The organism is Natrinema limicola JCM 13563, assembly GCF_000337475.1.
GTDB lineage: Archaea > Halobacteriota > Halobacteria > Halobacteriales > Natrialbaceae > Natrinema > Natrinema limicola.
In genome coordinates this window covers 179090-192405 of sequence record NZ_AOIT01000034.1, presented here as the reverse complement: position 1 = coordinate 192405, position 13316 = coordinate 179090, and the positions used below count along the sequence as shown (strand labels likewise).

At 62.4% G+C, this 13316-nt stretch carries 14 protein-coding genes, 1 tRNA gene and 1 pseudogene; 7 read left to right on the top strand and 9 right to left on the bottom strand.

Annotated features, from left to right (window positions below; translation table 11 throughout):
* The first annotated feature begins 34 nt into the window (after positions 1-34).
* Positions 35-1018, top strand: coding sequence for a glycosyltransferase family 4 protein (locus C476_RS09160; RefSeq protein WP_008012163.1), 984 nt, complete (start codon positions 35-37; stop codon positions 1016-1018).
* The gene (locus C476_RS09155) at positions 1019-2116 is read left to right on the top strand and encodes a glycosyltransferase (protein WP_008012162.1); all 1098 of its coding nucleotides are present in this window, start codon (positions 1019-1021) and stop codon (positions 2114-2116) included. It abuts the gene before it with no gap.
* A gap of 489 nt (positions 2117-2605) precedes the next feature.
* On the opposite strand, the gene C476_RS09150 is transcribed toward C476_RS09155, so the two are convergent.
* Together C476_RS09150 and C476_RS19805 are read right to left on the bottom strand one after the other, a co-directional pair.
* Positions 2606-3898 carry an MFS transporter gene (locus C476_RS09150; RefSeq protein ID WP_008012160.1) on the bottom strand — a complete coding sequence of 431 codons (1293 nt, stop codon included), beginning with the start codon at positions 3896-3898 and terminating at the stop codon, positions 2606-2608.
* 3 nt (positions 3899-3901) lie between these two features.
* Positions 3902-4044: pseudogene (locus C476_RS19805) on the bottom strand (MBL fold metallo-hydrolase); the annotation flags it as partial.
* Positions 4045-4171: 127 nt separating this feature from the next.
* On the opposite strand from C476_RS19805, the gene C476_RS09145 reads away from it, so the two are divergent.
* Positions 4172-4906, top strand: a complete 735-nt coding sequence (locus tag C476_RS09145) for a helix-turn-helix domain-containing protein (RefSeq protein ID WP_008012158.1) — start codon at positions 4172-4174, stop codon at positions 4904-4906.
* 31 nt (positions 4907-4937) lie between these two features.
* Here C476_RS09145 and C476_RS09140 read toward each other — a convergent pair whose 3' ends face one another.
* Both C476_RS09140 and C476_RS09135 read right to left on the bottom strand, forming a co-directional pair.
* Positions 4938-5261, bottom strand: a complete 324-nt coding sequence (locus tag C476_RS09140; protein WP_008012156.1) for a DsrE family protein — start codon at positions 5259-5261, stop codon at positions 4938-4940.
* Positions 5262-5540: 279 nt separating this feature from the next.
* Positions 5541-5691 (bottom strand) — tRNA-Met (locus C476_RS09135).
* A gap of 102 nt (positions 5692-5793) precedes the next feature.
* Between C476_RS09135 and C476_RS09130 the strand changes: the two genes are divergently transcribed.
* On the top strand, positions 5794-6936 hold the full coding sequence (locus tag C476_RS09130) for a DUF7115 domain-containing protein (protein WP_008012153.1): 1143 nt from the start codon (positions 5794-5796) through the stop codon (positions 6934-6936).
* Positions 6937-7051: 115 nt separating this feature from the next.
* Here the strand turns inward: C476_RS09130 and C476_RS09125 are convergent, their stop codons facing one another.
* Positions 7052-7459 carry a DUF5830 family protein gene (locus C476_RS09125; RefSeq protein ID WP_008012151.1) on the bottom strand — a complete coding sequence of 136 codons (408 nt, stop codon included), beginning with the start codon at positions 7457-7459 and terminating at the stop codon, positions 7052-7054.
* 341 nt (positions 7460-7800) lie between these two features.
* Between C476_RS09125 and C476_RS09120 the strand changes: the two genes are divergently transcribed.
* The gene (locus tag C476_RS09120) at positions 7801-8064 is read left to right on the top strand and encodes a helix-turn-helix domain-containing protein (protein ID WP_008012150.1); all 264 of its coding nucleotides are present in this window, start codon (positions 7801-7803) and stop codon (positions 8062-8064) included.
* 42 nt (positions 8065-8106) lie between these two features.
* Here the strand turns inward: C476_RS09120 and C476_RS09115 are convergent, their stop codons facing one another.
* Entirely contained in the window at positions 8107-9468 is a 1362-nt protein-coding gene (locus C476_RS09115) for an NAD-dependent succinate-semialdehyde dehydrogenase (RefSeq protein WP_008012148.1), read from the bottom strand.
* Positions 9469-9690: 222 nt separating this feature from the next.
* Between C476_RS09115 and C476_RS09105 the strand changes: the two genes are divergently transcribed.
* A complete protein-coding gene (locus C476_RS09105; RefSeq protein ID WP_008012143.1) occupies positions 9691-9996 on the top strand; it encodes a cupin domain-containing protein in 306 nt (101 codons plus the stop codon).
* On the opposite strand, the gene C476_RS09100 is transcribed toward C476_RS09105, so the two are convergent.
* Positions 9993-10625 (bottom strand): uracil-DNA glycosylase family protein, encoded by a 633-nt coding sequence (locus C476_RS09100; protein ID WP_008012141.1) that lies wholly within the window; start codon positions 10623-10625, stop codon positions 9993-9995. The two genes, C476_RS09105 and C476_RS09100, sit on opposite strands and share 4 nt — an antisense overlap.
* 145 nt (positions 10626-10770) lie before the next feature.
* Here C476_RS09100 and C476_RS09095 point away from each other — a divergent pair, with 145 nt between their 5' ends.
* A complete protein-coding gene (locus C476_RS09095) occupies positions 10771-11262 on the top strand; it encodes a metal-dependent hydrolase (protein ID WP_008012139.1) in 492 nt (163 codons plus the stop codon).
* Here the strand turns inward: C476_RS09095 and C476_RS09090 are convergent.
* Together C476_RS09090 and C476_RS09085 are read right to left on the bottom strand one after the other, a co-directional pair.
* Positions 11243-12088: a COX15/CtaA family protein gene (locus C476_RS09090; protein ID WP_008012138.1), complete on the bottom strand. Its 846-nt coding sequence runs from the start codon at positions 12086-12088 to the stop codon at positions 11243-11245. The two genes, C476_RS09095 and C476_RS09090, sit on opposite strands and share 20 nt — an antisense overlap.
* A gap of 93 nt (positions 12089-12181) precedes the next feature.
* Positions 12182-13312 carry a Gfo/Idh/MocA family protein gene (locus C476_RS09085; RefSeq protein ID WP_008012136.1) on the bottom strand — a complete coding sequence of 377 codons (1131 nt, stop codon included), beginning with the start codon at positions 13310-13312 and terminating at the stop codon, positions 12182-12184.
* Between the last annotated feature and the right edge of the window lie 4 nt (positions 13313-13316).

The window sequence follows — 13316 nt, the reverse complement described above, 5'->3', positions numbered from 1 at the left end:
ACGGTAACCAGCGCCCGGTACAGGAGAGTCAGGTATGAAAATCAGTCACTACTTCGAACTCGAATCCCACGTCACCGGCGGCATCCACGAGTCGGTCGTCCACCAGCGGAAAATGCTGGATCGACTGGACCTGACCTACACGACCGACCCGACGCTCGAGGCCGACGTCTTCCACTGTAATCTCATGGGACCGCGGTCGGTCTGGTATGCACGGCAGGCGCAATCGAACGGCGTGCCCGTCATCGCGAATACGCACGTGACCGCCGAGGACTTCGGCGACAGTTTTCGGTTCACGAACGCCCTCGCGAAGCCGCTCAAGCCGTATCTCGAGTGGGCCTACGGGCTGGCCGACGCGCTCGTCTGTCCGTCCGAGTACAACCAGGACCTGATCGAGACGTACACCGATGTGCCGACGACAGTCGTCTCGAACGGCGTCGATCGGTCGAAACTCGCGGGGTTCCAATCGCTCGAGGACGAGTATCGTGATCGGTACGACCTCGAGTCGCCGACCGTTTTCCTCGTCGGCCACGTCATCAAGCGCAAGGGGCTCAAAACGTTCGTCGAACTGGCCCGCCGGCTGCCCGACCTGGATTTTGCCTGGTTCGGCCCGCTGGATCTCTCCTTGAAGGGCCGAGAGACGACGGCGCTGATCGAGAACGCGCCGGACAACTGTACGTTCACCGGCTACGTCGACGACATTCGCGGCGCGTACGCAGCGGGCGACATCTTCTGTTTCCCCACCCACGAGGAAAACGAAGGGATCGCGTTGCTCGAGGCGATGGCTGCCGGCAAACCGGTGCTCGTCCGCGACATCGAGACGTTCTCGTGGCTCGAGGACGGCGAGGACAGCCTGAAAGTTTCGGGATCGGGCGTCGACGGCTTCGAGGCAGCCCTCGAGCGGCTCCGCGATCCGGAGCTCCGGGAGCGACTCGGATCGAACGCGGCCGACCGCAGCGAGGAATTTTCGCTCGAGGCGGTTGCGAACCAGTATCAGTCGTTGTACGAGGAGGTGGTCTGAATGAAGATCGGGTTCTTTACGGACAGTTACTTTCCCGAGATCGATGGCGTAACGTATACGATCAAACTCTGGCGCGAACAATTGGAACGGAAAGGCCACGAGGTGTACGTCGTCTACCCGGACGGCGACTACGAACCCGGCGACCGCGAGATTCCGGTGACCTCGATGCCGAACCCCTTCTATGCCGGCTATCGAATCCCGCTGACCCGACGGCCGTCGACGCTGCCCGACCTCGACGTCGTCCACTGTCACGGACCCGCACCGATCGGAATTCTCGGCCGCTACTACGCCTGGAAACACGACCTCCCGGCGATCTACACCCACCACACGCCACTCGAGGAATACTTCCATCAGAGCATCAAACTCGAGTCGGTCGCGGGGCTACTCTCGAACCTCTATGTGCCGGTCGAAAACAGCTTCCTCGGGAGTTTCGATATCGTCACCGCCTCGACCGAGCGGATCGACCGCGATGTCGAACACGTCCAGTTGCCAGTCGGGATCGACATGGACTTCTTCCAGCCGACCGCGGAAGACTGGTACCCCGACCGAACGGTCGTCGGCTACAGTGGCCGGCTCAGCATGGAGAAAAACGTCAGCGAGATCCTTCGGGCCGCCGAGGCACTGCCGGAGTACGACTTCGTCATCGTCGGCGACGGCCCGTACCGCGACTCCCTCGAGCGTGCGGCCCCGGACAACGTCGAGATCCGTGACTTTCTCCCCCGCGAGGAGTTGCCCGTCTTCTACTCCTCGATCGATACGTTCGTCACGGCTTCGACCGCCGACACGCTCGGCCTCTCGACGCTCGAGGCCAACGCCTGCGGGACGCCCGTCGCTGCCGCCGACGTCGCGCCGTTCGATCGGACTATCGGAGCCGACAACGGCGAACGGTTCACCTACGGCGACCGTGAGTCGATGGTCGAGGCCATCGAGACCTGTCTAGCGACCGACCGCGATACCAGAGCGGCCGTCGAACGCTATGCGGTCGACTACACCATGGATCATCTCGAGCAGCTGTACGAGACCGTCCCGCTCGCAACGGACGAGAGCCCCACCGACGTCGAGAGTCCGTGGCATCTCTCCGACGAGGAGCGAAGCTGAGCCCGAGTGTTGATCGATAGTTCTGTCATGCGGTGTCGATTGTTTCGTCCCGACGGTCGCATATCCGGTTGTGAGACGGCACCTGCAGCTGACAAACGGGTTTTAGCTGACACGTCGATACCACCGAGAGCAATCGACGAGACGTTCGTTTCGGGGGTCGCTCGTGTTGGGGCTGCAGAGCCTGCTCGAGTCCGTGTCGGTGGTGTTATCCGCATCGCCTGCTGAGGGTTCAGTTGGACAGAGTGGAGCTCCTGCATACCCTTCTGTCCGTGCTGCCGCGTTACTGCGCGGCGGTGTTCTCAGCGACCGACTCGAGTCTGCGTTGTTGAATAGCGGTCAGATGTCGAGAGCGTGCTGAGAGAGTGCGTTCGATACACACAGCTTGAACAGATCGTACACAGCGTGAAGTACCCCGCGCGCGGTGGGGCGGGGCACTCTCCCTCACTAACTAGTGTAGATGGGTCGGGAACCCGTCCGGAGCAACCGAAGTTAGTCTTGAGGAAGCGTCTGACCTGAGTGCTCAGGAGCAGGTGCAGGCGGCTCGTGCGTCCCGAAGTCGGGATGGGTTTCTTCCATCCAGATGTAGACGATCGCCCCGGAGACGAACATCAGAGCGGCAGTCAGATAGAAGGCGGCTTCGGCGTTCACGAACTCCATCGAGAGTCCGATCAGGATTGCGCCGACGCCGTAGCCCGAGTCACGCCACATCCGGTAGACGCCCATCCCGGTTGCACGCCACGTCGGGTGGGCAGCGTCGCCGGGAACGGTCATCAGGTTCGGGTACAGCAACGCCATTCCGAGGCCGGACACACCGGAGAGGACGGCCCACGGGAGATACCCGTCGACGAGTACCATCCCGAGGACGCCCGCGCCGGTGAGGAACATTCCGACGACGACGGGCGGACGGCGACCGATCCGGTCCGCGAGTCCACCGGTCGCGATCTGGAGGAAGTACATCGCGCTGTGGATGCCGACGATGAACCCGGCCGCTGCGATTCCGAGGCCTTGGCTCGTGAGATATAGTGGGACGGCAAGCCAGAACAGCGTATCGACGAATTTCTCGATGTGACCCGCCTGTGCCGCGGCAAACAGCGTCTTGTCGCCGTAGGTTGCCCGCTTTAGCACCTCGCCGAACGGGAGGTTCGCATCGTGGTGGTCGTCATCATCAACTTCTACCTCCGCGAACTGGACTGTCTCCTTGATGAGGAAGATCGAGATCAGGAACGCCAGCACGACGACGGCAGCGAGGAAGTAGAACGGCTCAGGCCGGAGACTCGTTCGGGCAGCGATGATACCCGTGACCCAGGCACCGACGGCGACGCCGCTGTATCCGAACGCCTCGTCGATACCCACGGCTAACCCTCGTTGCTCGGGGCCTGCAAGGTCAATCTTGGCGTTGATCGCCATACTCCAGGTCAACGCCTGGTTGACGCCTAACAGGATGTTCCCGACGGTGATCCAGCCCCAGCTCGGCGCAAAGATGAGGATGACCGGGATCGGCAGTGCAGTCAGCCACCCGAGGACGAGCACGGGCTTGCGGCCGTATTCACCGCCCCACTTGCCGGCGTAGAGGTTCAGGAGTCCTTTGACGAAGCCGAACGAGACGACGAACGAGCCGATGACGAACAGCGACTCGACGCCGAGTACGTCACGGCCGAGGACGGGCACAACGGCGCGTTCGGATCCGATGGTCAGCCCGGTGGCAAATACCAGGAGGACGTGGAGCGAGAACTGTCCAAGATGCTCGCGGATGCCCTGTTTGAGTTCAGTTTCCGTACTCATAGATCACTCCGCTGTGCAGTTGTTCGGGCCCAGTTCCAGTTCAGCCAGTTCGTCGTCGGGGACGGATTCTTGCACCACGTTCGCTCGCTTGACACACTCGAGTTCAGCGGATGGTCCGGGATAGCTGACGCGAGTTCCTGGACGAATTCCCCATAGCCGAGTTCGCCGGGACAACGCTCAGACATCAGTATGCACCCATATGAGAAGTATTAGAATATAGGTGCTGCCGGACATGACCGGCACTGTTAATCCGTACCAGGCCAAATAACCGCTATGGGTCTGTACGAGGCTTCGTTCCGGGTCAAACACGAGTGTCCGTATCGAGAAATTTCGGAACACTATCCGGATCTCACGATCCGCGAGTGGTACCTGAGCGACTGCCAAGTGATCGAGCTCACCTCGCCAGAATCGCCAGCCGATGAACTCCTCGAGGAGATCGATCAAATAGGAACACTTCTCCACAAGTCAGTTGACGACTCTGGTCTCCACGTCGTTACGCAGTCTTGTCTCTGTTCGTTAGAGGACTCGATTATCGATCGGTTTGAGCAGTACAATTGTCTGTACCAGCCGCCGACAGTTCATCGACAAGGCTGGGAACACTACACCGTAATCGCGTTCGATGAGAGCGACGTCCGCGCATTGCTACAGGATTTGGAAGACGATCGCGATATCGAAGTGCTTTCGAAAACGGCGATCACGGAACAGCAGATCCCTCACAGCATGCTCGCCCCGGTCGATCAACTGTTCGACGACGTCACTGAGCGACAGCTAGCCGCACTTCGACTGGCACTGGAACGCGGCTACTACGAACAGCCCCGGAAGACGTCACTTCGTGAACTAGCCGAGCAGACCGCCGTCGCACGCTCGACGTACGAAGAACACCTTCGGAAAGCCGAGAACAAACTTCTCACGAACGCGGGTCAGTTCCTGCGACTGGTCACCGCGACCTCAACAGCAGACCCATTAGAGGTCGAACGAACCCGGCAGACTGAGCAGGCGGCCGACTGACCGGGCGCCGTCACTCCGAACGTAGCTTCAGTTACCCGATCGTGAGCACTTTTTCGGCGTCCTCGACGATTCGAAGATACTCGTCCATCGTGGCCCGCGGTCTGAGGTCGTCCGCCTCGAGATCACGGGAATCGAGACACGTCCCACAGGCGAAGAGGTCTCCGCCGTTCTGGGTGTACTTGCGCATCACACCATGCGGATTGAATTTCTCATGCTCGAGGTCCGGTGCCTCGACACCATCACCGAGGAGAAAGACCTCGACCAGATGGTCCGCCTCGAGCGCTGTATTCGCGAACCGGAACGCGTTCCAGATGCGCTCAGGGTCGTTCGTCTCCAAGATGATCCCAATGTTCATACGAAGACTTCGTTAGTCACTCACTTGATCCTCGGTGGTCGTTCTCTCACAATCGGAATCGAGCTACTGATACTGCCGGACAGAACGACGTGACGCCGGTCGCATGCGTGCGGCCGTCACCTGTGGGGACAGCCACGAAGTCGCGACCGGCTTCTGATTGGTGGCGCGCAGCTTCAGTTCGGGTCGAAGTGTCTCGGGACTACTGGAGAACTTCATACCGACGGGGTCTCCGCTTTCTCGGCATTGCTACTCGTCTTTGACTCGTGGCGTCGTTGAAAATGCCCGGGGAGGGCTCCGAACCCTCGATCTCCGCATGTCCCAGGTTCGAGGCTCGGCAGTCCTCGAGGGACACGGAGGCTTCCAAGGCGAAACCGCACCGAATCTCTGAACCCTATGAGTGCGGCGCTATGTCCAGCTAAGCCACCCGGGCTCGATTAGGAGTAGTGGGGTCTATTTCTTTAAGCTTCTCATTCTGATCCGCCGTGCAACGTGGACCCACGGATTTATCACATGGTGTTACTAACTCCGGAGCATGAGCGTTCCTGGTATCGTCACCGCTACTCTCGACGGCGAGGAGATCGCGGCACGCGTCTCCCTCGGCGGCGACGACGAGCTTTTCATTACGCCGACGCGGACCATCGTCTATCGTTCTGATGGCCTCCTGAGCGACGAATCGGCCGACGACTACCCACATGACGCCGACCGGCTGACCCTCTCGGAAGGCCGGCGCAAGACGAAGTTCACTCTCGAGTACGCTCTCGAGGGAGAACACGCGTTTACAGTTCCCTCGAGCGTGACCGACGAGGTCCTCCATCCCGTCCTCGCCGGTGTGTTAAGCGGCAACGGGATCACCGACCCGGGCGAGACGGTCGTCAAGACCTACCGCTTTAGCGAGCTGACTCTGATCATCACGAGCGAGCGACTCGTCAAACACATCGGGGGCGCGGTCTGGGACGAAGACTACGAGGAGTATCGGTTCGAGGACGTGACGAACCTCGACTTCGAAGACGGGAGCGTCGCGACCCAAATCGTCCTCACCGTCGACGGCCGCCCCGAGCGGATCAAAGCCCCCAACGAGGAGGCAAACGATCTCCGAGAGCGGCTCAAACGCGCGCTGTTCGAGTATCACGACGTCAGCTCGCTCGAGGAGCTCAACGAGACGGTCGGCGAGGACGACGACGATGCCAGTCGCGAGGCGTCGGTCGATTTCGGCGGTGGCGTCGACCCGCTCGATGCCGACCCGCCAGACCCGGACGACGGCGACCGCGACACACCGGCACGCAATCGCGCTGATGCCCAGTCGACTGATCCACTCGCCGACAGCGAGTCCGACGGGACTGCAACTGCCAGCGCTGGACGACAGTCGAACACGAACGATGGCGTGCAGGCTCAGTGGGCACAGTCGGGAGCGGAGACGGCAACCCGCGACGACAGCGACAGCGCGGCAACGGCTGCAACCGCCGACTCGTTCTTCGAGGAGACCGGCGAGGCGGACACGGTGGACGGCACCGACGACCCTGCGCGACGAGCCGAGCCAGTCACGACCGAGCCCGATCCCGAACTCATAGAGCGCCTCGAGGCACTCGAGGCAGCAGTCGAGCGGCAAAACGAGATCATCGAACAGCAAGGGGAGACGATCGAGCAGTTGATCGCAGAACTTCGGCAAGGCCGGTAACACATGGCGGCAGCGACCGGTGCAGTCTTGATACGGTCTGCTGGCAGTCAGTGCCGGCCGGCCGCGGCCGCCCTGTGTGGGCACACTGGGAATCAGTGACAGGAAACGGGATAACTCACTCTCGGCCGGTCACTTTGCGAATACACGAGGAGCCGAAGGGACCGAGTTCGCCGGCCTCGAGGTTGATGAAATAGCCGGTCGACAGCCCGGAGCCACAGCGTTTGCAGGTAAACTCACCCTCTTTCGTGATGACGTCCTGGTCGAAACTGACGTACTGGCTGCTCTTCGGGCGGACGATCCCATCCTCGCGCTCGATTAGCCCGCGGAGTTCGGCCTGATCGAGGATCGTTCGCGTGACCGTCGGATCGCTCGTGATCGTCTCGATTCGATCGATGACTGCAGCGAGCGAGAGCGATTCGTGCTCGAGTCGTGCGAGCAACGCCAGGCCGAGTTCGACGCGGTCGTCGGTCACCGCAGCGTCTCCGGTCCGTCCATCCACGGGATGCTCCTCGTCGCGATCCATCTATCAGTGGGTCATCTCGGCGCGAATAAACGTGTTTGCCTCGAGAAGCTAGCCATGGAGTCACAGGCAAGAACGGTGTCGACGGTTCCCACGGCATGAGAATCCGCCAGTCGTTGATACTGTCGCTCCGCTCTTTTTCGAGCGAGAGCAGGATCCGACCGGAGCAAGACTCCGGCGACCGCACCCCAATGACCCGGATACCGACTGACGGCACACCACGAGCGAGGACCAACCCACGGACCCTGGCAAGGCTGCGTGACGAAACCGGTAACTGCACGCTCACGGTTCGAAACGACGACCGACCGCGGCTGGAACCGAACGGGACAGCCCGTGATCGATAGATGTTTGGACAACAACTCGAGCGAGAGGTTCTGAGGGCCCTCGCCAACGAGGGGCCGCTGTCTGCCGTCGATCTCGCCGGGATGATCGACGAGCATCCGCTGACAGTCGAGCAAGCGTGCGATCGCCTCTGTGATCAGGGCGACATCCGGTCGGTCGGCAGCCGCCGGTACGAACTCGCCGCGTCGGATCGTCACCAACTCACCGACGCGGAACCGACACGGAACGGTTCGGGCAGATCCGATCTGAGCGGACTGGCGGACTGAGTCCCGGTTGATCGACGGTTGGTTTCGTGGTTGGTATCTCGCTTACTCGACCCAGACGGTCTTTCGGTTGACGAACTCGAGCATCCCTTCTCGCGCGAGTTCGCGGCCGTAGCCCGATGCCTTGACGCCACCGAACGGTACTCGCGGATCGGATTTGACGAGTTGGTTGACGTAGACACAGCCAGCGTCGATTTCGCGTGCGAGCCGCCGGCCGCGCTCGCGGTCGGTCGTCCAGATGCTCGCGCCGAGTCCGAATTCCGTGTCGGTTGCCTTCGCGACGATCGCTGCCTCGTCGTCAAGCTCGTAGACGGCGGCGACGGGGCCGAACGTCTCCTCGCTGTCGGCCGGACAGCCCTCGGGGATGTCGGTCAGCACGGTCGGCGGATAGTATGCACCCTTGCGGTCCATCGGCTCGCCGCCCGTGAGCACGTCAGCACCAGCCTCGACGCTCGCTTCGACCTGTTCGTGGAGGTCGTCCATGAGATCCGCTCTGGCCTGTGGGCCGATGTCGGTCGCCTCGTCGGTCGGATCGCCGACGGTGAGTGACTCGATCTCGTCGACGAACCGCTCGAGGAATTCGTCGTAGACGTCGGTGTGGACGAGGAATCGCTTGCCGGCGATACAGGACTGGCCGCCGTTCTGGTTGCGCGCCCACGCGCCGGTTTCGGCCGCGTCGTCGATGTCGGCGTCGTCGAGGATGATGAAAGGATCGCTGCCTCCGAGTTCGAGGACCGATTTCTTGAGTTGGTCGCCAGCCGTCGAAGCGACTGCCCGGCCTGCCGGACCGCTTCCAGTGACCGTCGCGGCTTTGACGCGCTCGTCCTCGATGATATCGTCGACCAGATCGGAAGGGATCAGCAACGACTGGAAGACGCCGTCGGGATAGCCAGCCTGCCGAAACACCTCCTCGATGGCCTGTGCACAGCCGGGGACGTTCGAGGCGTGCTTGAGCAGTCCGACGTTACCCGACGTGAGATGCGGTGCTGCGAATCGAAACACCTGCCAGAACGGGAAGTTCCACGGCATCACCGCCAGAATCGGGCCGAGCGGATCGTAGACGGTCTTGACATCCGACCCCGGCGGGCTCGCATGGGAATCGGCCTCGAGATAGGCGCTTCCGTGTTCCGCGTAGTGATCACAGACCCACGCACACTTCTCGACCTCGGCGATCGCCTGCGAGATCGGTTTGCCCATCTCGCGAGTCATCGTCTCCGCGTACTCGCGTTTGTTCTCACGGAGGACATCCCCGGCTGCTGCGAGCAGTTCCTCCCGTTTGCGGATCGGCTCATCTTGCCACGTCTCGAACGCCGCCGACGCCCGCTCGAGGGCCGCCTCGACATCGGATTCGGTATGCGCTTCGATCGTATCCGCTCGCTCGCCAGTTGCAGGATTGATAACGTCCATCATGGAACGTGTATCTGTCGACGCCGATCAGTGTTTCCCGCGTTCTCGCCGGCAGCCCCGAGCCAGTTCGTTCGACACTCGCCGACAGGTCGCGGTATCGGCTGATGCGGTCCGAGAGTCCCATCGTCTACGGCGGCGTATCGAGGGACACGGCCGTCGATATCCGCCGCATCGAACCTGTTCGGCCCGACATATAAGTGGGCGAGTCGTCACAGTACACCCATGCCAGAGATCACGTCGATAGGCGCACTCGAGTCGACGCCACACGCCGAGGTGTTCGACGTCGACGCGCCACGAACGGTTCGCCTTCAGCTCGAGGCGGACCAACGCATGCCGAAACACCGCCATCCGGAGTCGAACGTTGTCCTCTACGTTCTGGACGGCACACTCGAGCTCACGCTCGGGAACGACAGCTACGAGCTCGAGCAGGGCGATGCCGTCCGCTTCGACGGCGACCAAGATATCTCGCCGCACGCGCTCACGGCAAGTGCGGCGCTGCTCGTCTTCGCGCCGAAAACGGAGTCTTAGCCGACGGTCGTCGCGACACCTTTCGTCTGGCGGTAGTCGCTGTCGAGAATCGCCTCGAGTTGCGAAATGATTGCCTCACGATCGTCGTCGTACCACTCGACGGGGTCTTTGATCGGGACGACCAGAAAGCCGCGGCCGCGGATGTCGGTGGCGTGAAGTTCGTCCATCTCGAGGTCGAATCGCCGTCGCTGGGTCGTATACTCTCGAAGGACGTGATCGGTCGCGCGAGCACCGACGGGCAGGAGGATGTGGGCGTTGATCGCGCGCAGTTCGGCGTCGAAAAAGCGCTCGAGGGTCGCGTAGTCCTCGTCGGTCGGCACGTCCCCGTCGGGCAGGCTACACATGTGGATGTAGCTCAGAAAGCAGTTCTCGAGGACGGGTTCGTCGCGTGGGCCGCTGGCGAAGCCAACTGCCCGAAGGACGTCCTGAATCGCGTGTCCGCTCTCGGTTTCGGTAAACGGAATGCCAGTGGATTCGCCGCCGTGGACGCCGGGATAGTCACCGATCACGTGAAAATCGGCGTTGGCGTCACCGTAGCCGAAGACCGCTGGTCGATCGTCGGGATCGGAGCGGTCAAAGGGTGGCTCGAGTCCGAACGGGTTGCTCGTCCTGTCGGTCACGTTTTGCACACCGGATGAAGGTGGCGGGTAGACAAAACGACAGCGGTCGGATCAGCCCGTATTGAGCGACGATCGACAGAGAGTGGCCGACGAGCGTGACTGGCGACGCAGACGGCGGTGGGTTTATATTTTGTTCGTTCGTTTTCTGTCGCAGATGTATCAGACGGGCCATTACGGTGGTGCACTCACGGTGTATGCGCCGCTTGGGACCATCGTCGCCCTGATGGGGTACGGCGAGATCGCCCTCGTCGGCGGTCTCGTCTGTGTGGCGCTGTCGACGCTGCCCGATTACGATCATCGGCTCCCGCTGATCGACCACCGTGGGCCGACCCACACGATCTTGTTTGCGTTGGCCGTCGGAGCCGGCCTCGCCACACTCGCTGCCGTCTCCATCGACGCATCCTCCACACTCGTCGACATCGGCATCGATGCGTTCGCGTTTCTCGTCGGCGTGGTTTCGATCGGTTCCCATCTCCTCGCGGACGCGCTCACGCCGATGGGGATTCGACCGTTCTGGCCGGTTTCACGTCGCCGATACTCCCTCGAGATGACGACGGCCGACAACCCGGTCGCCAACTACGGATTGTTTGGACTGGGGATCGCAGCCGCCCTCGCCGGCCTCTCGATTACCCTTGTCGTCGGGTGACGGCCATCCCGGCGACGAACGTCACGAGGAGTGCGGTTGCGGTGACGAGATAGGGCATCTCGAGTGCGGGGTTGAGCGCCTGCCGGCCGAAAAAGAGGACCAAGACCACGAGCGGCGGCGCCGTGAGGAGTGGCACGACCGGCCGACCGGAGAACCGTCGTCGGCCGACCATCGCAGCAACGATCGCTGCGCCAAGCAGCGTCAGCGTCACGGCGTACTGGACCAGTTGCATCGTCGGGGAGTATACCTCGATACCGGCATCGACGGCGGGACTGAGGACCACGTGGGCTGGCAGCGCGACGATTCCAAGCGCGAGCGCGCCGGTGACGTGGGTCGCCGTCAGTCGCGATGCCCACACGAGGACTGTCGCGACGAGGAACAGCGTGAAGATGGTGACAGCCGTCCAGAAGTGCAGCGACAGGATGTCCATCGTGTACTGCGTGACGGTTTCGCGGCCGAGTGCGACCTGGACCGGCGTCAACACCATCCCGAGGACGACCAGCCCGGTGACGCGACGGTCGATGTCGGGGAGTCGCCAGGCTGCAAGCGCCGAGCCGATGATGGCGAAGCCGGCAAACATCGCGACGAAGCGGTGGAACCACTCGTAGAAACTCGGCAGGTTCGCCGGAAACAGGTTGTACGGGCCGGCATCACACTGGGGCCAGTTCGCCTGACAGGCCAGGCCGGAGCCCGTTGCTTTCGCCGCAACACCCAGCAGGATCGTCGCCGCAACCAGCGTGAGCGTTGCGGTCAACAGGTGCGGGTAACTGAACCGATCGATCAGCGACCGAACTCTCGAGTCGGGCGTATGATTGTCGTACGACACGGGCGTTCACGCAGGAGTTAGAACGGCCCATACTTAGGTTGACCGAGTCGTTCGGTCCCGGCGGGAATCGGCGACTGCCCTCGGCGCGCCCGGTCACTCGAGCGTGATCCACTCGCCGCGGTCGTCACTTGCCGCGATCGCGTCGAGGACCCGTTGGGCGGCGAGGCCGTCCGCGAAGCTGGGTTCGTACTCACTTCCATCGGCGACAGCACACAAGAACTCGTCGTTCTCGTGGACGAAGAGATGCTCCCAGCCGATGACGTGGCCCGGCGGCCACCAGTGGTCGATATAGGGGTCGTCTTCGTCGGTCACGAGAATCGTCTCGTAGCCGCGGTCACCGTCGCGGAGCACCTCGAGTTCGTTCAGCCGCTCGAGGGAAAACCGCAGACTCCCCTCGGAACCATGAATTTCGATCGTGTGATCGTTCTTGTGTCCCGTCGCGAAGCGCGAGGCTTCGATGGTCCCCAGTGCACCGTTTTCGAACTCGAGTTGCGCCGAGTAGGCGTCGTCGACGGTAACGGGTCTGGTCTCGTCGGTTCCGGTCCCCTCCACCGGTCGTTCGTCGACGAACGTCTGTAAGTGGCCACTCACGCGTTCGATGTCGCCCGCGAGGTCCTCGCTGCCGACGAGAAACCGTAGGAGGTCGACCGTGTGCGCGCCGAGGTCCCCCAATGCGCCCGACCCGGCCAGTTCTGCGTCGTTGCGCCACGACCACGGGGCCTCTGGATCGACCAGCCAGTCTTGCAGATAGCGCCCGCGGACGTGGTGGATCTCGCCGAGGTCGCCCGCCTCGAGCAATCGCTTTGCATACTGGATCGCAGGGACGAACCGATAGTTGAACGCACAGCCGGCTGGCACGTCGTCGCCGGCCTCGCGCGCTGCGTCGGCCATCGCTTCGGCGTCTTCGAGCGTCGGCGCGAGCGGCTTCTCGCAGAAGACGGGTGTTCCTGCTTCAAGGGCGGTGACCGACGGCTCGCGGTGGACGTGATTCGGCCCGAGGTTGTAGAAGACGTCGACATCGCCGACGACGTCACGCCAGTCGGTCGCGATCGAATCAAAGCCAAGCCGGTCGGCAGCGTCGGCCAGCGCCGATTCGTGGCGGCCGATCAGGACGCTACGATCGATCGCGGGTGCGTCCGGGAAAAACATCGGCAGCCGTGCCATCGCGTTCGCGTGTGCTTTGCCCATGAACCCATAGCCGAGCACGCCGACCTCGAGAGGCATGGGC